This window comes from Veillonella parvula, from assembly GCF_048309325.1.
GTDB lineage: Bacteria > Bacillota > Negativicutes > Veillonellales > Veillonellaceae > Veillonella > Veillonella parvula_T.
Genome location: NZ_DBFBTX010000004.1, coordinates 1 through 22,759 on the forward strand (window position 1 = coordinate 1; position 22,759 = coordinate 22,759).

Below are 22,759 nucleotides of genomic sequence, written 5' to 3' on the forward strand. Positions count from 1 at the left end.
TTTAACTGCTTTTTCTGTCACAGTTACTGTTACATCATCACCAGCTGCAGAAGTCGTTACAAGGCCCGCACCTTTTACATTAAACTTCACATCACCTGTACTTAAGGATTTCTCTGTTGTATTACCTGTATCGCCACCTAAAGAAATCTTACGAGCCAAGGCTGCCGTATTAGTTGCAATATTACCTTTATTTGTGACAATTTCTGTAGCATTCTTCGTGATATTATCGGCATTCTTTGCAATATTATCCTTGTTCTTATCGATATTATCCTTATTCTTAGCAATAGCATCTTTATTTGTTGCTACTTGTGTATCAACGGCTTTCAATTGATCTTCTGTTGCCGCACGACCACTAACAGGAGTTGTAGTACCCGGTGTCCAGGACGTATTAGTAAGCCCTTCTACCGCAGGTGTTGTCACCTTTGTCGTAGCTGTTACAGTATTAAAGTTTACATCATTTTTAGTCGCTACAGTAAAGGTCTTGCCATTTTGAGTTATAGCAATATTGGATCCATCATTAAATGTAACGGTATCTCCACCTGTTACTGTTTCAGCATTACTATTATTAGCCTTCACCTTCCATGCAGATAAGCTTTTAACCTTTTGTTCACCATCTGATGTAAGATTATCTAGCTTATTTGTTGCAGCGTTATTGATTTTAGCCTTTGTATCATCATTGATATCAACAGTTACTACTCCGTCTGCAGCAGTTGTTGCAGTCGTCATAGCACCGTTTTTAAAGTTCAAGCCTTTCTTTAAAGTAACAATCTTATCTGCACCATCATTATCCTTATAGGTCAAGTTAGTAGTCTCAGCTACTTTAGTTGGATCGATACCAACTTTGTAAGTTGCTGTATCTTTATCTGCACTTACCTCTGGTGTAACAGTAATCGCACCATTAGGATCTGCCGCAGCCATTGTAACCGCTTTAACAGCTTCTTGTTTAACTGCTTTTTCTGTCACAGTTACCGTTACATCTTTACCAGATGCAGTCGTCTTAGCAATACCAGCACCTTTAATATTTAAAGTACTATTAGCAAGATTAACATCACCTGTACCAGTATCTCCAGCTACTTTCAAATTCACACTCTTTAACTGTGCCACATTTACAGCATCTGTATCAGCTGTACCAGCAGCCACACCTGTGATTTGACGTGTATTAGTCTCATTACCTACAGAAAAGGCACCTAAAGTAGATGTCAACGCTTTACCGGATAAAGATCCATATTTATCGGTTCTAGAGTCATTTACATTATAGCCTGCTACACCGCTAGCTATGCTTGCTTTAGACTGTGAACCTACAGCAACACCATTCGCTACAGTAACAGTTGCACCAGTACCTAAAGCAGTCCCTTTAGTAGCAGCAGTTGTTGTAGAAGCATCCGGACCTATAGCCATAGAATCAGTCGCTTCTGCACCTTTATTAGATTTATTCCCAGCCAAATCAGATTTAATAGAAATATATTTAGATAAAGTCTTCTCAGCTATAGCATATAACTGAGAGCCATTCACCGCATCTGTAGAAGTTGCACTGACACTACCAGGAGCTACATTTTTAAGCTGACGTTCATACCCAGGAGCACCAAATGATACAACGTCACCAGGCAACACATTTTCACCACCGGCCCAGTGAACCGTATCTCCATTACTCATAGTATAGCTTGTTTGTGCCACACCTGCTGCATCAGTATTAGCACCACCACCGATAGCAATGGAGTTATCCCGATTAGCTTTTGCACCGGCACCGATAGCGATAGCATTAACTACATTACCAGCCTTACCATCTAGTCGAGTAGCGGAATCCGCCCCCATGCCGAGAGAAAGACCCAAGTCACCAGCTTTAGTTTTCATACCAATGGCAGTCCCTGCATGACTAGCTGTAGCAGTTATATATTGAGGCAGCTGGATATTTGCCAAATCTATAGATGCCTGTCTCAATGTCCCCGTTTTCGCTTGTCCAGTGTTAATATCTGTATAGGTTACAGTTTGGGCAAACGCTACCTCCACATCATCACCACCGATTACGATAGAGGAATCCCCACTAGCTACAGTATTACCACCGATAGCAATAGATTGAGAACCTGTCGCCTTAGCACCACTATCATCAGAAGCTCCACCGATAGCAATCGCCTGATCTTGTGTCGCACGAGAATGACCACCGATAGAAACACTATTATTACCACTAGCAATAACCCCAGAGCCAATACCGATTGCCCTATACCCGTCAGCGGAAGAAGACCTAAATTCGCTACTTGTCCCAATAACAATACTGGATTGATTACTAGTAGTTGCATATTGACCAATTTTAATAGAGCCTTTGTCAGTTAGTTCCGTCGGTAAGGTGGACCCCATAACATGAGCTGCACTACCAGTTAACGCTAACACGGCAAAAACGCTTGTCAATACAGCTTTCTTAGCACTGTAGTTATTAGCAATCTCAGATACAACTACATAACACTCTTTGCTTTTACTCCAAATTACCTTGAAAATCTTATTCATTAAATACTCCTATTTCAACAACTATAACCTAAACGTCCATTTATAAAACCTCATAACTTACATATGAAGGCTTATAATTAATCATAATATCTATATTATATAAAATTTTCAATATAACAATCAAGCAAATTTCATTCTTTGTTCATATATTCTCATCATATGAGAATGCAGTATTTACAACATTATTTTAGATTTTTTTATATTTTTACTACTTTAAAAGTACATTTTTTTACTCATCTATGTGCTAATTTATGAAAATTTATTCATTTTTAAAAGTAATTTATCTTTTTACATATTATTTACGAGTAGTTATGCAAAAAACGCAACAAAAAGCGGATAGCTCATTACGAACTATCCGCTTATTTCTTTGGTGATCCAGGAGGGATTCGAACCCCCGACCCACGGCTTAGAAGTATTTAAGACAATGCCTCAACCATGCGGTTTTCGGGTTCGACCCTATCTGTGATGGCATATTTAAAGGTACAATTTCTTTATTTTTTATCGCAATCACGAGAGATCTACGCACACTAAATTACATTTATAGAAACAGCTACAATTCTAGTTACTCTCATCCATAAAATCCTACTATATATTTTTATCTTGGGCTATTACTTTGCCAATATTAATATATTTATCCTTAATTTCCAGACGAAGGCTTTTCCACTCTTCTTCCCATCGTTCAATTTTAAATTTGATACCATAACACTTTACAATACGATTTTCTAATACTTCCGCTTTATCAGCTAATTCTGTCATCGACTTAAAATAATCATATTCAATAAAAAATAGCTTATCAGCTTCTTCATTAAGAGTAAATCTATGTTTTATATATTCACACTCACGACTCAATGCATGATATTCAGCGACCAGAGTCATATTAATAAGATTAACATGACTTATATTTAAACTCAAACTAGGCACAGACAATGGTTCTTGGATTTCCCCCCAGGTTGTATTCTCAGATTCGAATGAGTCATATTTGTTGCTTATTACAGCACCATTATGACTATCAAGAAAAGCAAAACATCCATATCGAAATTGCTTTAATTCATTAACTAAGCAAAATATTGCAAAATCCCGTGCCTTGTCTTCCGCTTTATTTTGAATCCACCATTCTCGAAAGATTTGACTAATAGTACCAACTACAGCACCGACAAGGGACGATAATAAAACCTCTTCCATAAGGACTCCTATTTACACACTAACAACTTATTTTCTACGCATAGCAACCTCATTCCACTCCAAGTGCTTTAAACACAGCATCCTCCGCACTTTGATATGGTATCAACTGAAACGCACTCATCAGTTCACTTGGTACTGTTGAAAAATCAACAAATGAGGTGCTTGGTAATAACACTTTTTTCGCGCCACTATCAAGACATACTTGAAGGACACTAGCTAGTTCATCAACAGTCATCATAGTGCCACTAATACTAATTTCACCGAGTACAACAAGAGAACTTTGCACTGGTTTTCCTAATGCAATAGAACACAATGCAATCAGTGTTGGTAGTGCGAGTTTATTAGTCATACCAATACCTTGCAAGTCTTGGTAGTTAATAATGTAATCCTTTGTAGTCGTACTAATGGAATTACTAACGCGTTTACCATTGGCTTTCAAGAAGTTAAATGCCGTATTCGTAGCTTCTTTACATTCACGATCAGAGCCTATACCAGTTCGTTCAAATTTACCACTGCCTGGAAGCATTTGGCTTTCTAGTCGGAATACACCAATCATGCCGCCTTTACCTTGTGAAACGGTATAAACTTGACCTGGATTACACATACCTTCAGGAATCAACTTACCACCACCTTGTTCAGGTACCGATACATAGTGTTCTTCAAAGGTTTCTTTATCCGTATACGAGAAATTCACATCATAGAACTCCATCCCACCAAGTTTCTTCAACTGCTCTTTTACTCGACGACGTAATTCTAATGCAAGCTGTAAAATTTCTTCTAGCTGTTCTTTATTAAACTGACCATTTGGATAGACAAGTTTCAAATACCCATCAACAATTTTACGCACCGCAATAGTATCGCGTTGATTTAAATTTGAACCTAAACGGAAGTATTGATCAATCGCATCACCATATTGCTCTTTACGAAGCTCTCGAACAAATTCAGCTAAGTAATCCGTTATAAAACCATAGTCATTAGTAAAATGCTCTGGTCTAAATTTAGGTATTTCCCAACCTGGAATATAGCAGTGCATACGATCAAGAAATGCTGTATCGGTTCCCATTTCCGGAGGGAACGGTTCAAACAAGCTCGATGTTTTCAATAATACATCTACGCTTTGATTGATATTTCCAACAAACACCATGGATGCAGATGCTGCTTTTTCTTCTTTACCACGTGCGAAGGAACCTGATGCCATATAGTCTTTCATAATCTGTATGCCATCTTTATCCTTAAAATTGATACCAGCTACTTCATCAAATGCCACACAATCCCATAGCCCTACAAGACCTACAGTTTTACGGCCCATATTATAGAACAGATTCGCAACTGTTGTTTGTCCACCAGATACCAATATAGAATTCGGCGAAATTTCTTTAAATAAATGAGATTTACCTGTACTACGCGGTCCCAATTCACAGAGGTTAAAATTGTTTTCAACCAATGGTATCATTCGTGCTAGTAAAAGCCACTTTTCTCTGTACCTTAATACATCGGGTTCCATCCCAATGGATCGTAATAGAACATCAATCCATTCTTCTTTTGAAAATGCTTCACGCCCAGATTTTAACATGTCGATATCTATATGCGGCATTTGAATAGGGGTTAGTTTCAATACTTGAATAGGTGTCCCATTTTTCTTATCTTCTTCAACATACTCATATTCCAATTGAATAATACACCAAATACCACCACATAATAGGCGATCATACTTAGTAGGATATGACTCATCCACAGGAATTCCTTTTAGGCCTAAATTTGAAAATTCTGCTTCATAGCAGTCTTTTTTTATGTTCAATTGCACCGTAATTTTATCTATTACCGTATGACTACCACTTTGACGTAGCATGGATAAAATCTTTTGTGCTTCATCAGGTCGCACAAAATTATCGGCTAGGATTCTTTTTACCTTTTTTACGCCTTGCTCAATGATACCATCATCGTCAGAACTACAATATTGACCTAGTAAAAATTCTAGAACATATATAGGGACATTCGCCCCTTCTTTGATTTTTTTCGTTAAATCTTTACGAACAATTTTGCCATCAAAGTGTTGGCGCAACTTGTCTTTTATAATCTCACGAGAGCTTTCAACAACCTCTGTTGGCTCCATAATATTACCTCCCGACACTAACTAAAAAAATCAAATTCATCAACTGCAAAGGCAATATCTATTGTAAACTCTTCACGCTGAGGAGCCTGAATACCACTTTCATCCGCAATAACTAGATAATATAATTCGCTATTACTAAACTTTAGTGGTTTTAAATTGAAGGTACAACGGAACTTTCTATCAGGTGCATTGTCAGAAGTTTTATCTGCAATAATCTTTTGAACATCACTAACTTGATTACGTTCTGCATCTTCAAAATAAATCAAATAATTCGCAGATTCACGATTATCACTTACAGCTTCCCCTTGGTGAAAGTCTAAACTAAATATCATATTACTTACTTTACGACTAGCCGAAAGCAAGTTTAAAGGAACTGGTTTTGTATCATATTTCTGCTTATTTTTTTGGTAAGCTTTACTTTGATTACGTAAATAATGATATTCAACAACTGGAACAACCATTTCCTGTAAGCTAACACCACCATGTACAAAATTAAGTCCGCCACCTTTTTTCTTGATTCTAATACTTTCACGTGGAGAAAATGCATCATACTCATCTGCCCCAACTGCAAAGTTAACCGACATCAGATAATCTGGTTTTGCACCTTTTCGTGTAATCAAGTAACGACGATCCACTTCTACATCATCTGTACTAACAGTAGTTTTATCTACTTTAGAGTCTTCAGATAAAGGTGTATACGTATACAAAAATCCGTGATCCGCAGTCACAATAATGTTGGCACCACTAAAGTCATTGACGATAATACGAATCATATTTTTAATTTCATCAATCGCCTCTTCACACGCAGGGAATACTAATGATTCATTTGTATGACTGGTTTCATCAATTTTATCATGATAGATATAGACAACTTTTTTCCCTTTTACAAGACTTCTACGCTCTTCACGTTTTAATAGCACTAAATCTTTATATTTTACTGCAATGCTATCGGCATTTGTATCTTTCAATACACTATCACGATAACTAGCCTCTGTACTTTTTCCATCTGCATAAACAGCTAAGCCATTAGATTTTTCAACTACAGTTAACTCTTTATGGGGTAATAATGCTGCCATCCCAAATTTAGTCACTGTAGGGAAAATAGCACTGCAACTATTAAGTTTAACCTCAGCTTGAGTTTCCCGCCTTAATTGCTCAGTGAGACTTGTGGCTACTTCATAACGTAATGCATCTGAAATAATCACGTATATGTTGTTCTCAGAATTAGCAACCTTATCTCGATAAAAATCAACCTGTTGTGGCACTTCTAAAATACGACCATATTGAGCTAATTCTTCAGCAGCTGCAGTAGACCAATTTTCACTTAACCCACGCAAATACCAGTTTTCATATAGACCTTCTACTTGTTCAGCAAGATTCTTAAAGTCATCCTCTAAAATCTCATTTGTATTTTTGAGGCATTCAGAAAAATGACAATGAAACTGACGATAGTAGGTATCCATTTTATAGTAATCATCCGTATACTGTTGCCAAACTTTATAGGCTTCAACAGTATGGAATCCAGCTCCATGATCCAACATAAATTCTTGCATATTGGCTACTTGTTGTAACCCTTCATAATAAGGCCGAACTAACGAATACCAATTATACGTACGTCGTTTTTCAACCACTTTGCGTATTTTTTCCACATCAATAATTTGGTGTATTATATCATTCATCAATTGCGTCAAGATACACTTATCGATGCAAGGGAATATTTCACAATCAACTAGTGCTTCGACAGGTGTTTTAGCGAATCGTCTAGATAGACTAAGTTCAGCCTCTACTAGACGTGACAAATCATACAAATGACTATTATCATTGCTATTTATCCATTCTGCTATGAAGTTGTAACAGTATGCTTGATGAGGCATCGATATGAATACATCCAACCCCTCTAACCATTCAATAGAAAGTGTTTTTGTTGCTGCCGTGAGCAAAACATGCGCTATCAATTGATCTAGCTCAGGTTCCTCAGCTCGATAGCCCGAACCTTGTGCAACCATTGCCCAAAAAGCCGTTTTTACATCAAAACGTTCAAAGCTCTCATACAAACCATTATCATTAGCAATATATGACTTGAAAACAGCCTGTAATATTGCATTTGGTTGAAAGTCTTTTAATCCGCATAAGACAGCCATTACCCCGAGATGCAGTTGCGCGGGGCTTGTTATAGACTGTGACAAGTTAGAAATTTTGGTGCGATGAGCCTTTGTGTTAAAGAATTTCTTATAGCCTCTTACTAAATTACGTATGCCCACAGAATCCGCAATTCCCATTTCACTAATCCAAATGGAAATTAAATCAACACGGAACTCTTCACTATATAATTCAATAGGTAATAACCAATTCTCTTCATCAGAGTAACGTACAGGACAATACACCAAGTAATTAGATGTGGTATCGTCAACAGTCAGTAGTTTTTTGACAGCAAAATTATTGGTTTCTGTTAGCTTAATTAACTTAGCATTTTCCAATGAAAGTTCATCAAGTTTATCAATAAATTCCTGTTCTTCATCTTTCCAAAAGATAATTCTACGTTGATAGAAATCCTTTAAAGGTGCCGCAAATCGACCATTCAAATCTTTTGTTACTTGTTCAGCATCTAATACAGCCATAATTGGCACCTTCCTTTTATCATTTAATCTTCGCTAATACATCTTGGAACTTGGCATAATTAACCTTCACACCATCATCCAAATCAATTGCAATATATTGATCCGCCAAGTGATGAATCTTTTCTTCGTATGCGTGAATTTCATCACTTTGTTTTGTAAGGTTGCCTAATTTCTTACTTAACTGAACTCGTTCAGAGCCAGTTGCATTATTCAATCTATTTCCAATATCTTCTATTGCCGTTCTATATCGACTTTGTTGCTCATGAACATAATCTGTTCTCATACGTGCTAATAAATCTGGTTCATAGCGATGCATGTACACTAGAGCTTTGAACCCATTGTTTTTACCAGAATCAAACAACCAATAGATTGGGCGTTTTTGATACATCTTACAATGATCAGCGAAGAAATCCTTCAAGAAATAATTGCGAATTATTTCACGAGATGCTCCATTACCGTCTAAAGCATCTGCAATAAATTGCAAATTCTCTTCTAATGTATCTTTACCATACACAGTCTCAACGAATTTCACGAATAAACCAGTAAGATCATCATCAAAGTAATCATCATCACAAATTGGAATGATATTATCTTTGTCAGCTTTGAAAGTTTGATATCTGGAGGTGTCCCAGGTTCCACCTGCATATACTATGCCCTCTATATCAAGTGAATAGCGCCCCAGTATACAGCCGACAGCATATGAGATTAATGCTTTAATATCCTTTGTAGCATCAGGCCTATAAATAGAAATTAATTCTTCCTTGACTGTTGCTTCTATTTCATCCTGCAAATTATACATTTCAAGAAAAATCTCATTTAGCTTCTCTTCATTTGCTTTTAATACGTCTCTATTTTTTTTAGTGGTCTCCATCCAAGTATTATAACAATCTGAAATGCGACTAATTGTTTCACCGTTATTACGTTCATGGACATTCGCAACTAATGGGCTCCTATTAAATTCCCACGATATCTCAAATGCATCCCAATCGCTCTTGGTGATTTCTATATTATTTTTTACTAATGTTTCTACATTTGACTTATTATCTTCAACAAAAATAACAGGTATATTAGCAATATCACCACATTGATAGTTAATTGTAGGTGCAATAATCTCTAATATTGGTTCTACGACCTTAGAGTTACATAACCCCAATAAATAATACAAATATTGATCAGAAAAAACACTCATCCCTGCAACATCAAAAATATAACCCTTAGGCTTAAATCTAAAGGAAGGCGCCCCTGTCGAGATTAAAGACCATGTTGATGAGGGCTTAAAGATATATTCTAAATTTTGTGGTCGGGAACGTAATTTCCCTTTGTCATCAGTAAAATGTTTTATCTCAAACCCATCATTTTCCCAATTAACGACATAATCATTATTGCCATACCATTTTCTAAATTCTCCACCTTTATTATAAGGAAACCATTTTTTCTGACTATCTAATGCAGCTTCAGCACTAGATATATTAAAAGCTATACGGTTAAGATCTACTTCATACCACATTCTCAAAAAACGATTATTATCAGCAGTTGCGATACCTTGTTTGGAGTCTGCAATATCACCTAATCTTACTCCCATAGAAAAGGCATTATAAATTGCATCACTAACCCAATAAGCAATGGGAGAATCTGGAATTTTATCAAAATTAGATTTTTTTGTTATAAATTGATTCTCTCCACGCAAATACATTTCTTTTTTATCATCTTCTGTATTAGGAGATATCAATCTACAATATTTACCCATATAATCTAAAAAATTAGTATTACGTGTAATAAAACTAGTTGTTTGAACTACCTCTCCACTAATTTCAGAAAAAGCCCTCGCGCCCAAATGTATCATATTTACGATATCACTCTGCAACAACTTTGCTCTTAATAATTTGAAACTAGTTAAAAACATCCATGATTGTTGGGTAATCATAGCACTATAAAAATACTTCTTCGAAAATTCATTGCATCGCTCAATGAATACTGCAAACAAATCTGTTTTACTGTTAGGGTATTCTTCAGACAAATATTTTTGCAACTTGTCAGACATATTTCGTCGGCCCATATATGGTGGATTTGTTATTACAACATGATATTTACGACTCAATAAAATCGCTTGAAGTGCTAATGCCTTGATTCGATCTTTAGCATTTATATACCATCCAATCATAAATACATCATTCAAAGTCGATTCAGCTGTTAATTCCCATGCTGTCAAAAAGCCTTCATAATCTCGATTCTCAATTTTTAGTACTGAACCATATTCCTTTGCATCTTGAAATACCTCCAATAAATATTTCAAAGTTTCTCGATGCTCTTTTGATAACAAAAATTCTCCAAGCTCGTAATTATATTTTATATGATTACTCTCCTGAATTGCATAAACATGAGGTTGTGGTACTTTATCCCTTTGAAGTAAGCGGCTATCATATTTAACGGCAGTCATCATTATTTCAAAATAAGCTAATTGCGCTGCTCTGTCATCAATATCCAATCCATACAAATTCTTTTGAATAATGTTTTGAACAGAATCTCTGATAGAGTAACCATAGTCAGTATAAATTTGCATTAAAACTTCAAATAGATAGGCAAGAATATGTCCACTCCCCATACAAGGGTCAATACATAGGATATCTTCTGGCTTTAATTCACTAGCTTTAGCTCGAACAGCCGCTAATTGTGCTTCTACTTTGTCATCTTGTTTTGCATCAGATAAATAATACTCCCATTTAGGTAATACTTCACTATCAGGATGGCCTTCTAACCATAATCTTCCCAAGCTATTCTCGACCATATAACGAACAATCCAGTCCGGAGTAAATAACTGCGTAGCTGCAGGAATTTTCTCTTTTGTAATTTTTGCATTTGTCTTCAAATCCAAAAAAACTTGGTCCTTAGGTTCTGTATTATAGTATTGATAAAGCCAACCAATAATTTGTACAGCATCAACCCAGCTGTCTTCAGGTATCATGGATATCATCTGTTCTATTATGCTACCTTCACGAAGTTGATTATCAGGGAATAACAGTATTGTATAGTCGTTTTCTTCAAATTTACAGGAACCATCAATAGGTAAAAAGATTACCGGTAATGCTTTGCTTAATGACTTGCATTGAGTTAACAACAAGTACTTATATAATTCCTCGTTAGCATTTGACTCTTTCAACGTAAAGATTTTATCACGATCGATATCCTCCAAATCTAAATGTATTGCCTCTGTCAAAATCTGAGGTTTAAATTCACCTAACTCATTAGTGAATATTCGGAGTCGTGAAGGTAAATAATTATTCACCTCCATATATCTCAATGCTACAAAACGATTGAACCAAGTATATGCTACTTCTTCAATTACGGCATCTTCGCCTTTTTCAATCATTCGTTTAATTGCGGATTCACGTTGTGACTTTTCCATATCAGTAAAAACATAACCATTGAAACTGTCCGCGTCGATGTTAGAATTTACAGTTATGTCAAACTTTACCGCGCGTTGTCTAACCCGTTCAATCAGCTCATTACGTGCCCATACTGCATACTTTTTAATTGCGTTCTTATCCATGGATTTCTCCCTATTTGATTTGTATTCCATCGCAATCGTCTAATTGCATTTCCAACGATTTACGTATTAATTCTACATATGCATCGATATCATTTTTATTTTCTAATACGCTTGCTGGGAATACGATTTGTCGATGTACCGCCTTAATGTTTTTCTTTACTATTTTCTGACCTTCTGGCTTATTAACCTTATCTGGTTGTGGCTTTATTATCGCATTTATTTTGCGTTCAAACTGATCTCTGACATCCCAAAGTCCAGAAGTCATTCCATCTAATAATGCTAAACTTTGTTGTTTACTAATGCGTTCCTTTGCATCAACATAATAGCTATCAGCTTTTGACACAATTTCTTTTTGGATATTCTCTGTATCTGCTATTGTATGAATGGACTCTAGGCATTGTCGCACTATTTCATATAATGATTCACGTTTTTTTTCTAATAGAGCATTATGTCCTGTTCGCACACACTCCATAAGGTCATTTAATTCTGGTATACGACGATATACCGCTTTAGTATCATTCATCGTAATCAATCGAATTTGATTTAATGCCTGATTTGCTTCTTCCAAGTTTTCAAGATAAGTCAAATCATTACGCATATCTGTCTCTAATTTAACCGCAGCATCAAATATAGACACCTGATTTTTAAAGAAATCCTCTACATTTTGAAGGTCATCTTTACTATCCAAAAGTTCCGTCTCTTTGTCTAATACACGAGTAACTAATGCAATATTGTCTTTTTGTTGTGATAAAATCCCATCTAATAGAGTAATCGCTTCTTGTACTTTATTTTTCTCTGGGTATTTATGTCCGGCATATTTCTCTAACAATTGTTCGTAATGAGTTTTCTGCCTATTAATCTCTTCCGTAATAAATACAATTAATCCATCTTCATCACTAGGAATAGCACTTATTTCGAAATAATCGCGCAAAATACCCCTTATACGTTTTATATTACTCGCAGAGATACTTTGTCGCTTGGAAACACTAACTTTACCGCGTTCACTTTTTTTACGTAGCATATCAACCAATTTAGGGTTATTAGGTTGCACGGTTTCACCACTGTACTTCAACGTAAGTTTCTGTTGATTAATTAATAAAGCTACTACTGCTGCGATATCAATTTCTCTCCAGCCATAAGGAACCGCTTGGTACCGACTTTGAATATCGTCCATTGATGTAGGCATATGTTTTTGTTGTTGCATCTCTAAGTATTCTTCTACTTTAGCTGCCGCCTCAATATTATCTTCAGTACCTTCAAATTGCGGCGTTGTGCCTAATAGAATTTCTTTTATATCTGCATCCGTCTCTACATTCTTAGTTATTAGGGCCAAATCCGAATATACATGCGAAACAAGATATTCTAATGCTTGGTTGATTTTATTTTCACTAGAAGCGCCTTTTACCGCAACTTTTTCACCATCAACATAAAACGCCCCATTCAAAATAGCTTCTTCAAGCTTTGCTTTCGCTTGTAATTCATAATTACGAGCTTCTTCACTCTGCGCTTGAATTATATCTTGTACCGATTTTGCTAATTGCGTTACATTTCTTTGTTTTTTATATTTTGTTATTTTAGCTGCATTTTCAAGTAAATCAAAGTATGATGTTTCTGCAAGTACAATGATAGCACGCCCTTTGGATGCAGTCATTAAATATAAATCTTGAATAACACCAGGATCACTAGCAACTGTTAAAAATTGTAATGTCATGCTACCAGTAGTAGAACCAACTGCCGTATTATCCACCATTTGGTTAAAACTAAAATCATATTTGCCAAAGCGATATTTTTTAGAACTGTAAATATCACCAAATATAATATCCCCAATACGACTTACAACTGTTGCCGTATCGACAATAGTATTTTTAATTTCTCTAGCTATATCTTGTTCTTCATCGGTAAGGAAATTATATGTATCCCCTGTTCGACCAATGTAATTTTGGCCTTCTAAGCGACCTAGCGATTCTGTTACTTTTTCACGTAACGTTACTTTATCAACATCAATTTTATCTGCCATCAAAATAGCAATATTATCTATACTAGATTTAATGTCATCAATATAGCGAATGAGGTAAAGTAGTTTTAATACCTCTACATCATAAGCTTCAACACCGAGTTTGTCTTCGGCAGCACGCTCACATCGCTCGATAACACGTCTAATAGATCCATCCAAGAATGAATGTACGGTATCGTAGAATCTAAACAACGGAATAAGTGTATATTCATTTTCATTTTGAATTTGTTGTACGGCTTCTTTGAACCCAGACAACATAGACCGTTCCGCCCCAGAGAAGTGTTTGCCAGCATTACCGTGCTTCCTAACTTCAGAGAACACTTTCTGTATAATAATAAATTGATAAGGAACAAACGGATAATCCACGACAAATTCATTCGCACTGCTATAGCCTTTAATATCTAATACTGACTCCGAAAAACTGAACAAATTACGAAGCACAGCCTCATTTTTATCATAAACTGCTGTTAACGTTTCTGTAGCTTCAGGTGTTTTGCTTAAAATACGTTTCTGAATTACTTCATCGACCGCTGATGAAGATAGTGAAAGTCTTGTATTAAAGCGTGCTTGAATACGAGAGAATTCATTTTGACGTGTTTTGATTATTTCATCAATAGCCTCTTGGCCTGTACAAACGGCCCAAACATGTTCTCCACATTTACTGCCTATTTCTTCAATGATTGATTGCAAATTAAGCAATAAATCTGTATCTGCACCAATATATTGCCCTACTTCATCGACCATAAATAAAAGTCTAAAATTAGGGTCCTTGGTTTGAACATACTCTTTAATTTCAGATACTAATTTTTCGATGCTCATTTCAGTAGTTTCTGTACCATCAAACCAGTGATGTGCTGCAGTTTCACTCATGCCAAGAACTTCTGTTAGAGTTGCAACAACATCATCTTCGAAAAAGGCAAAGCTAGATCGTGTCGATACCCAGCTTTCACCATTTTTTTCTTCAAACACACGTCTAAATTCTTCTGTTTTACCTTGTTTTGCAATTAGTTGCTCTAGTTTTGCAACCTTTAAATCATCCCCATAGAAGCCTAAATGGTCGTAAAAAACTTTTGCAAATACACGTAATACCGCTGTCTTATCCTTTGTTATAGAGCCAGCAATATCAATATTAAATAGAATTGTTTCCGTTTTATGCTGAACTGATTTTTCAATCAAAGAAAATGTACCAGAGTCACCTTCAAATTTTTTGCGGAAAATTTCTAACGTAGGTTCTCCTGTTACATTTTCATTATCTAAAATATAAGATAAAATCTTCAAAAAATGAGATTTACCACTACCAAAGAAGCCTGAAATCCATACACCGATTTCACTGGTAGGCACATCAAAGGACTCACTATAATTGGTGAAAAATGTAATGAAATGTTTTTTTAGTTCTTTTGTTACTACATATTCCTTCAATTCCTGAGCCAAAAACTCATTGTCATCCTGTGTTACCTTTACAACACCATTGATATTACGATTAATATCATCAACGAACATATTTTGGATTTTCATACTATTTTACTCCCCTAAACTACATTGAATGCACGATAATAAGGATTCGCAGTTAATCTTTCAAACAATTTTACGTATCTACCATCAAATGTACCTGGATACATTACTAAAATTGGTGTTGCCCCCATCTTTGGTTGCAGTGCTTCTAGCAGTTTATGAATGCGCATAAATGGAAATACATCCCCAACCCCTGTTAAAAATAGGACTTCATCATCTTCAAATCTATCTTTACAGATTTTATCTACATACAACTCAACTAGAATCCCTTTTTCCAATTGTGTTAGCAAAAATGCTTTCCCCTTTTTTTCTTCCATCTCAGGAATGCGATTGAGTATACGCTTATCTTCGCAAATTTTTAAAAAAAGTCTATATAAATTGCATTCTTTGATTTTACATGCTACCTTTGTTTCACTGCTAATTTTATTAGAGAAGTGTCGCACCTCCATTTCATCTTCAGGATGATAGCAAAATATACGAATATTGACCTCATTACTTAAGCCTTTTCCTGCAAGGAAATCCTTATTTTGAAGTAACTCGCGCACTTGATCTAAGCGCGGACCTATATCACTCATGCTTATAATTCCCCTTTATCCAAAACAGTTAAATGCTATTAGTGCTGCGGTATCACCTTTATCACGAATAGCATTTTCTAAAATCCAGCTTATTAAAACAGGATTAAGCCTGTCAGATTTTAGATCATCAATATACTCCGTATCTACTAGCATCTTGTTGATTACTTGTCGAATCTTATTAATGGTTGAGTCACTCAGTGCTGCAATATAATCATCTTGTTCTTGTAGCCGTAAAAAGAAGATATTAATATCAGCTTTTGAAAAAGAGGTGTCTTTTAACCTATATTTTTCACCGATAACAGTAAGCATAAAGTCACTAATCAATCGATAGTGCTTCATCATCGCATACAAACAAACTTGTTTAGCAATATCTGATGGTTCATCTGCAATAGCTTTAACAAGATACTCATCATCCAATGTATTTAATCGACGAATACATGCATTCGCTATATTCCGTATAGATTTTTCTGTTGGAAATTGAAATATATTTTCGTCAACAATACGATTTACAATTTCTTCTTTACTCAATCCCTGTGCATAAAGTTTAGCTGTAGCACGCATCTCATGAAACAAAAACTGTTCACGAGTTAAAGCCCCACAACCAATATATGGGCTGTCAAGTTCCGATAGATTTTTCCATGCCATTTTTCTAGCCCTCCAATGTATAAAAATAGATTTTCGTATATCACATTTCAATTAGTTAATCAATATCTATTATATCTATTTATACGACTTATGTCATGCTTTATTACAACACTTTCCGATCCAAGTCAAGGTCCTGACATTACAATTTTTCTATACCTTAACCATAATTAACTTCATATATAGTCATAGTCAAAAAATCATAACCACCCGTAGAACGAGTGGTTTGCTCTGACCCTATAAGGGTCCTTCTCTAGTGGTGGCCCTCTAAAGAGGGCATTGAATGTTCTGACAACCACTCTATTACCACTGGCTGCCCCCTACTCGGGGGCTTTTATTTTGCCTATTTTACTGGCTCACCCGTAAATGGGTCGGTATACTCTTTAAAGTTTAATGTGTCTTGCGCTATATCTTCTTGTAGTTGATTGCAAATATACTCTTTTATCGCTCCTTCATATCGTCCCACCGTATCCACATAATATCCTCTACACCAGAAATGTCTATTTCCATACTTATATTTTAAATTTGCGTGTTTATCGAATATCATGAGGCTACTTTTGCTTTTTAAATATCCCATAAAACTCGATATGCTTAAATGTGGTGGAATCGTTACTAGCATATGGATATGCTCTGGACAGCATTCTGCCTCGATAATTTCTACATTTTTTCTCTTACATAAATCTCTTAGAATTTTACCTACATCAGCTTTTATCCGACCATAAATTATTTGTCTTCTATATTTTGGAGCAAAAACAATATGATATTTACATCTCCATTTACTATGTGATAAGCTTTTTACGTCATTCATTGACAGTGAACCTCCTATGTTGAAATGTTGTGGTTGCCAGACCAACTTCATTTTATCACTAGGAGGTTCTTTCCTTTTCTCTAAGAAATTTTACTGACCCCCAGTTTAACTGGGGGGTTAGTCATGCCTATTCGGCGTACAAAAAAAGTAGCCGCAAAGGTCATAAACCCTTGCAGCTACTGCATTTATTATGGTGATCCAGGAGGGATTCGAACCCCCGACCCACGGCTTAGAAGGCCGTTGCTCTATCCAACTGAGCTACTGAACCATGTGGATTCCCTATATAATTATCTATTATAGTATAAATTATGTACTATGTATCGTCAACTACACCCTATCTTAGTATACCCTAAAAAAGGCAAAAAAAAATGGAGCGGGTGAAGGGAATCGAACCCTCGCGACCAGCTTGGAAGGCTGGGGCTCTACCATTGAGCTACACCCGCAAATAAAAAATGGTCGGAGCAGCAGGATTCGAACCTGCGACCCCCTGGTCCCAAGCCAGGTGCGCTACCAAACTGCGCTATGCCCCGTCATTAATTACTTTGCTATTATAGCAAACCCGGTAGTTGATGTCAACCACTACTCTTGCTGAGTTCTTACTCTCTCGAGTATCGCTCTGCAACGAAAATTATTATATCATTGATAGAAACTAGTGACAAGTACTTTTTTACAACTTCATTAATTTTTTTACTTATACATTAATACATTCTTTAATATATATCTATCCTTACTTCTATTATCCTATACGCCTACGCCTCCATATCATTTTAATCTATAAATTATTCGCCCTAATAGTATAAAGCCAATCATATGCTAAATCGAGCATATAAAAACATGCACCCCTTTCGAGGTGCATGTTGTATTGTTCTATAGTTATATAAGATTTTAAAATGCTAGTAAAGCAAATAGATTAACCTTCGTAGCTACCATCTTCTACTACTTGAGGATTTTTTGCGATACCTTGTTTTACAGCAACTTCAGCAACTGCTTTAGCAACAGCTGGAGCTACACGAGGATCGAATACGGATGGCATTACGTTTTCTTCGTTCAATTCACTATCAGGAATCAAGTGAGCCAAAGCGTCAGCAGCAGCTAATTTCATTTCGTCAGTGATTTGAGACGCACGAACGTCGATAGCACCGCGGAATACGCCTGGGAATACTGCTACGTTGTTGATTTGGTTAGGAGCGTCGGAACGACCTGTACCAGCAACGCGGATACCAGCAGCTTTCATATCAGCATATGTAGCTTCTGGGTTAGGGTTAGCCATTGCAAATACGATTGCATCGTCAGCCAAGTTTTCCAAAATTTCTTTTGTGAAAGCACCTGCTGCAGATACACCAAGAAGAATGTCGGCGCCTTTAGCATTTTCAGCCAAGTTGCCATGTTTTTCTTCAAGTTTGAGCAAATCAATCAATTCAGCTTGCAAAGAGTCAAGTCGTTTGTAGTCTTTGTGCAATACGCCAGAGGATACCAACAATGTGATATCACGAGCACCTGCAAGGTACAATAAGCGAGCAATGTTTGCACCAGCAGCACCAGCACCGTTTACAACGATTTTAGCAGTAGCTAAATCTTTTTTAACTAAACGAAGAGCACCTTTTACACCAGCTAAACATGCAATTGCAGTACCGTGTTGGTCATCATGGAATACAGGAATTTCCAATTCTTCTTTCAAACGATTTTCAACTTCATAGCATTTAGGAGAGGAAATATCTTCTAAATTAATGCCAGCAAAGTTTTTTTGCAATAATTTTACTGTATTGATCAATGTATCAGCATCTTTTGTATCTACAACCAATGGAATGCAGTCTACATCACCGAATTTTTTGAACAATAAGGATTTACCTTCCATTACTGGCAATGCTGCTGCAGCGCCAATATCACCAAGACCAAGTACACGAGTACCGTCAGATACAACGGCAACCATGTTGGAACGGCAAGTTAATTCGAAGGATTCTGCCTCATTATCTTTAATACGCAAACATGGTTCTGCTACACCTGGTGTGTAAGCTACAGATAAATCATGAGCGTCTTTTAATTCATATTTAGTTCCTACAGTAAGGAAACCTTTTAATTCACGTTTTTTTTGTACAGCTAATTCACGTACGTCCATAACAATTCTCCTTTGTGGATACACTCGGACTCTTTAGAGTCGGTAATTTATACCTTTAACTAATTGTATTATACAAAATGCTAAATCATAATTCAAGTTTTTTCGATATAGTTTTTCGAATTTTTTAAAAACAACTATCATTAAGCTCCAGTAGTAATAAAGATTAAGCTCCAATAGTAATAAAGTAAATTATAAAAAAGTAGATAAACCATATAAGGCTTATCTACTTCAAGTCGATCTTCGTATTATACGATAAAAGCTGTCACACCAATGTTATAAAAGCGGTCTTTAAGCTTTTACAGATGGCAAATTGCGTCCATAGAAGATTTCCATCATTTCTTGTTTTAATTGATGTTTAATTTGCTTGATTTCACGATCGCTCAACTCAGACTCAGTGATGCCAAAGAGATAATTATCTAAATCAAATTCTTTTAACATCATCTTTGTATGAAAAATATTTTCTTGATATACATTTACATCAATCATGTTGTACATATTGCGAGTTTTCGCACTGATGTAGTTTTGAATAGAATTGATGCGATGATCGATATAAATTTTCTTACCAGATACGTCACGAGTAAAACCACGCACATGATAATCTAAGGTAAGAATATCAGAGTCAAAACTTTGAATTAAATAATTCAGTGCATTTAGTGGAGAGATTTGTCCACATGTAGAAACTTCAATGTCGGCACGGAATGTACTAATCCCTTTGTGCGGATGACTTTCAGGATACGTATGTACAGTGAGATGCGATTTATCTAGATGCATAACTACATCTTCTTTTTCAATTTCCTCTTCAGAAATCAAAATCGTAACAGACGCACCTTGAGGATCGTAATCTTGTTTCGCTACATTAAGGATGTTAGCGCCAATAATATGGCTAACTTCCGTCAAAATAGCCGTTAAACGATCCGCATTGTATACTTCATCAATGTACTGAATGTATTGTTTTTTCTCTTCTTCCGTACGAGTATAACAAATATCATAAATATTAAAACTCAATGTCTTTGTGAGATTGTTAAAACCATATAACTTCATTTTAGGCTTTGCTTTAACTGGTGTATCCATGATATGTCATAACCCTTTCCATGTATAGACTTACTATTTCTTTTGAAAGTTTCGCAAACGAAGCTTTCACCATATAACTAAACAATATCTTGTTTATACACAAACTCTACATCAAACTGTCCATTATCGTAGGTAACGATGGCAAAGGTACCACCGGAGCGATCACGAGCCAAAGAAATACTACCAGGATTTACAAATACAGCATCACGGGCACGAACCTCCCCATGATGATGGCTATGACCGGACACGATGAGTCGCGCACCCATGTCAGTTCCTAACTCAATCAGTTTTTGTATTCGATTATAATATGATACCTCATGTCCATGTGTCATGTAAATATAGGTATCTTCAAGAGGAATTAATTGCTCTCGTGGTTCAAGCGGTTGCACACGGTCGTTATTCCCACGCACGCTATATACAGGAATATCAGTATGTGCCTGCATATAGCGTGCGTCATCTCCAAAATCACCAGCGTGAAGCCACATATCGATGTCTTGATCAGCGGTAGCAGCCAAGACGAGATCGATATCCTCTAGATACCCATGAGTGTCACTTAAAATGCCAATTCGTTTCATTGTATTTAATCTCTAATGCCACTATATTATATATTTATATGAACTATACCATATAGTTCGAAAATATCAAAGCTTGTTAATTAATTCACGTAGTGCACGGCCACGATGACTAATCGTTTCCTTCTCTTCTATACTTAGCTCTGCCATCGTCTTTTTAAACTCAGGCACATAGAAGTACGGATCATAGCCAAAGCCATTCTCCCCTTTTGGCTCATCTTGAACGAGTCCATCACAATAGCCTTCCGCAGTAACTTCTCGGCCATCAGGATAAACAAGTGCTAAAGCGCATACATAATGACCTGTACGGTTACTTTTCCCTTGTAGTTCACGAATTAACTTCTCGTTGTTTGCATTGTCATCACCATGACGACCTGCATAACGCGCAGAATATACACCTGGTGCACCATTGAGGACATCGACAGTAATGCCAGAATCATCAGCAAGGCATGGGCGATTCGTAGCCTTCGCATAGTAACGAGCCTTCAACAGAGCATTTTCCATAAAGGTTGTACCAGTTTCCTCAGGCTCCTCAATGGAAATCACAGCTTTTACAGGTACACAATCGATAGATAAATGGGAAAAAGCCTCAGAGAACTCACGAATTTTTCCTTTATTGCCTGTAGCAAGCACAATTTGTTCCATTTTATACCTCCGGAGCTGTAGGATACTCTTTACCTACTTTATCTGCTGTCGCACCAAGTACTTCACGTTGTTTAGCCATGAGCTCATCTGTAGCAGCCTCTGCTAAATCAAGTAAAGCGTTGAGCTCATCACGATTAAATGTACCGTGTTCACCTGTACCTTGTACTTCAACCATATTACCAGAACCGGTACGGACTACATTCATATCTACAATGGCGGCACTATCCTCTTCGTAACAAAGGTCCGTAATGGGACCTTCAGGACCAATACCTACGGAGATGGCTGCACAGAAGTCAGTAATTGGAAATTTGCCAGCTCCGCCAAAGGTGAAGTCCACTGCATCAACGAGGGCTACAAAGGCACCCGTAATAGAGGCTGTTCGTGTACCACCATCCGCTTGAATCACATCGCAGTCGATAGTGATAGAACGTTCACCGAGTGCTTCAAGGTCTACGACAGCACGCAATGCACGACCGATAAGGCGTTGAATTTCTACAGTCCGTCCTGTTTGTTTTCCCTTTGCAGCCTCACGGCTCACACGAGTTTGCGTAGAACGTGGCAATAATGAGTATTCCGCGGTTACCCATCCTTGCCCAGAACCTTTTAGCCAGCGTGGCACAGAATCCTCAACAGTAGCTGTACAGATAACCTTGGTCTTACCACACTCAATGAGTACAGAACCTTCTGCATACTCTGTAAAATTCCGTGTTATTTTAATAGGCCTCAATTGGCCCGCTGTTCTATTATCGCTGCGCATAGGAACCTCACCATTCTAAAACTAAATATTAGAACGCCCCTTACACAAAGGGGCGTTATTTCTTATATTATATCATAATTTTTCTATT

14 protein-coding genes and 3 tRNA genes are annotated in these 22,759 nt (G+C 36.6%); all 17 read right to left on the reverse strand.

Annotated elements, in window-relative coordinates; all coding sequences use genetic code 11:
- Nucleotides 1–2,499 (reverse strand): ESPR-type extended signal peptide-containing protein (locus tag ACMKPP_RS02585; protein ID WP_418369267.1); only part of this gene is annotated, 2,499 nt, incomplete at its 3' end.
- Nucleotides 2,500–3,084: 585 nt separating this feature from the next.
- Nucleotides 3,085–3,681 (reverse strand): hypothetical protein, encoded by a 597-nt coding sequence (locus ACMKPP_RS02590; RefSeq protein ID WP_418369268.1) that lies wholly within the window; start codon nucleotides 3,679–3,681, stop codon nucleotides 3,085–3,087.
- Nucleotides 3,682–3,730: 49 nt separating this feature from the next.
- Nucleotides 3,731–5,794, reverse strand: coding sequence for a protease Lon-related BREX system protein BrxL (brxL, locus tag ACMKPP_RS02595; RefSeq protein WP_418369269.1), 2,064 nt, complete (start codon nucleotides 5,792–5,794; stop codon nucleotides 3,731–3,733).
- Nucleotides 5,795–5,811: 17 nt separating this feature from the next.
- Entirely contained in the window at nucleotides 5,812–8,412 is a 2,601-nt protein-coding gene (gene pglZ, locus ACMKPP_RS02600; RefSeq protein ID WP_418369350.1) for a BREX-1 system phosphatase PglZ type A, read from the reverse strand.
- A gap of 19 nt (nucleotides 8,413–8,431) precedes the next feature.
- On the reverse strand, nucleotides 8,432–11,959 hold the full coding sequence (pglX, locus tag ACMKPP_RS02605) for a BREX-1 system adenine-specific DNA-methyltransferase PglX (protein ID WP_418369270.1): 3,528 nt from the start codon (nucleotides 11,957–11,959) through the stop codon (nucleotides 8,432–8,434).
- 10 nt (nucleotides 11,960–11,969) lie between these two features.
- Entirely contained in the window at nucleotides 11,970–15,488 is a 3,519-nt protein-coding gene (gene brxC / locus ACMKPP_RS02610) for a BREX system P-loop protein BrxC (protein ID WP_418369271.1), read from the reverse strand.
- 14 nt (nucleotides 15,489–15,502) lie between these two features.
- Entirely contained in the window at nucleotides 15,503–16,060 is a 558-nt protein-coding gene (locus ACMKPP_RS02615) for a DUF1788 domain-containing protein (protein ID WP_418369272.1), read from the reverse strand.
- A 15-nt stretch (nucleotides 16,061–16,075) separates the two neighbouring features.
- Entirely contained in the window at nucleotides 16,076–16,705 is a 630-nt protein-coding gene (locus tag ACMKPP_RS02620) for a DUF1819 family protein (RefSeq protein WP_418369273.1), read from the reverse strand.
- A 340-nt stretch (nucleotides 16,706–17,045) separates the two neighbouring features.
- Nucleotides 17,046–17,510 (reverse strand): IS200/IS605 family transposase, encoded by a 465-nt coding sequence (gene tnpA / locus ACMKPP_RS02625; protein WP_418369274.1) that lies wholly within the window; start codon nucleotides 17,508–17,510, stop codon nucleotides 17,046–17,048.
- A gap of 191 nt (nucleotides 17,511–17,701) precedes the next feature.
- A tRNA-Arg gene (locus ACMKPP_RS02630) sits at nucleotides 17,702–17,778 on the reverse strand.
- 101 nt (nucleotides 17,779–17,879) lie between these two features.
- A tRNA-Gly gene (locus tag ACMKPP_RS02635) sits at nucleotides 17,880–17,953 on the reverse strand.
- Between the two features lie 10 nt (nucleotides 17,954–17,963).
- Nucleotides 17,964–18,040: transfer RNA gene (locus ACMKPP_RS02640), tRNA-Pro, on the reverse strand.
- A gap of 380 nt (nucleotides 18,041–18,420) precedes the next feature.
- Nucleotides 18,421–19,626, reverse strand: coding sequence for an NAD(P)-dependent malic enzyme (locus ACMKPP_RS02645; RefSeq protein ID WP_120056133.1), 1,206 nt, complete (start codon nucleotides 19,624–19,626; stop codon nucleotides 18,421–18,423).
- Nucleotides 19,627–19,914: 288 nt separating this feature from the next.
- The gene (speD, locus tag ACMKPP_RS02650) at nucleotides 19,915–20,697 is read right to left on the reverse strand and encodes an adenosylmethionine decarboxylase (protein WP_008715652.1); all 783 of its coding nucleotides are present in this window, start codon (nucleotides 20,695–20,697) and stop codon (nucleotides 19,915–19,917) included.
- A 77-nt stretch (nucleotides 20,698–20,774) separates the two neighbouring features.
- On the reverse strand, nucleotides 20,775–21,272 hold the full coding sequence (locus ACMKPP_RS02655; protein ID WP_418369275.1) for a metallophosphoesterase family protein: 498 nt from the start codon (nucleotides 21,270–21,272) through the stop codon (nucleotides 20,775–20,777).
- A gap of 66 nt (nucleotides 21,273–21,338) precedes the next feature.
- On the reverse strand, nucleotides 21,339–21,914 hold the full coding sequence (locus tag ACMKPP_RS02660) for an XTP/dITP diphosphatase (RefSeq protein WP_004693587.1): 576 nt from the start codon (nucleotides 21,912–21,914) through the stop codon (nucleotides 21,339–21,341).
- Nucleotide 21,915: 1 nt separating this feature from the next.
- A complete protein-coding gene (rph, locus tag ACMKPP_RS02665) occupies nucleotides 21,916–22,671 on the reverse strand; it encodes a ribonuclease PH (RefSeq protein ID WP_287540661.1) in 756 nt (251 codons plus the stop codon).
- Nucleotides 22,672–22,759: the final 88 nt, after the last annotated feature.